At 34.6% G+C, this 1,050-nt stretch carries 1 protein-coding gene; it reads left to right on the plus strand.

Annotated features, from left to right (window positions below):
* Window positions 1-710 (plus strand): LPXTG cell wall anchor domain-containing protein (locus E4T68_RS08930; RefSeq protein ID WP_135126046.1); only part of this gene is annotated, 710 nt, incomplete at its 5' end.
* Window positions 711-1,050: the final 340 nt, after the last annotated feature.

Here is a 1,050-nt window from a genome sequence, read left to right on the forward strand (position 1 = left end):
AATTCCCACCGGGAACAACAGTAACAGTGGAAAAAGACGGTACAGCAACAATTACATATCCAGACGGAAGTAAAGATGTTATTCCAGGCACAGATTTAGTGAAACCATTAAATCCAACAGACGCAGACAGAATAACACCAACAGTACCAGAAAAAACACCAGTAAAAGATGTCACAAACTTAACTGATGAAGAAAGAAAAGCTGTCGAAGATAAAATTAAAGAAGTCAACAAAGACAAATTCCCACCGGGAACAACAGTAACAGTGGAAAAAGATGGTACAGCAACCATTACATATCCAGACGGAAGTAAAGATGTTATTCCAGGCACAGATTTAGTGAAACCATTAAATCCAACAGATGCAGATAGAATAACACCAACAGTACCAGAAAAAACACCAGTAAAAGATGTCACAAACTTAACTGATGAAGAAAGAAAAGCTGTAGAAGATAAAATTAAAGAAGTCAACAAAGACAAATTCCCACCAGGAACAACAGTAACAGTGGAAAAAGACGGTACAGCAACAATTATATATCCAGACGGAAGTAAAGATGTTATTCCAGGTACAGATTTAGTCTTTGAGAAAGTAAATGGTGCTAGAGGTTTATTACCATATACTGGAACAGAGAGTAATTTAGAAGTAACAGCTCTAGGTGCAATGAGTTTGGCAGCAGCTCTAGTTCTGATTGCTCGTAAGAAAAAAGAAGAATAATATGTTTAAACAGTGAGAGATTACGCTTGCGAAATATTCTCTTAAGTGGATAAGTTATAGAAAAAGGATAAAGTTTATTGATAACTTTATCCTTTTCTTTTGGCTCTTCGTCAAATTATGTTGGTAAGTAAAAATTCCAGCAAATATTAAGTTGTTTTTTCTTAATAGGGCTAATTGTTTCTTTTCGAATCGGTATGCAGTTGTCAAGGTTTATAGCGTGAGCGTGCCTTGACAATAAGCATACTGATTTGATAGACTTTTCAGCCCATATTAAGATGGTTTAAATAATTTTTCTTGCACTAAAAATACTCGAGTTCGTAAATATGTAAAATATTTAAAC

It is taken from the genome of Granulicatella sp. WM01 (assembly GCF_004570605.1).
Classification (GTDB): domain Bacteria; phylum Bacillota; class Bacilli; order Lactobacillales; family Aerococcaceae; genus WM01.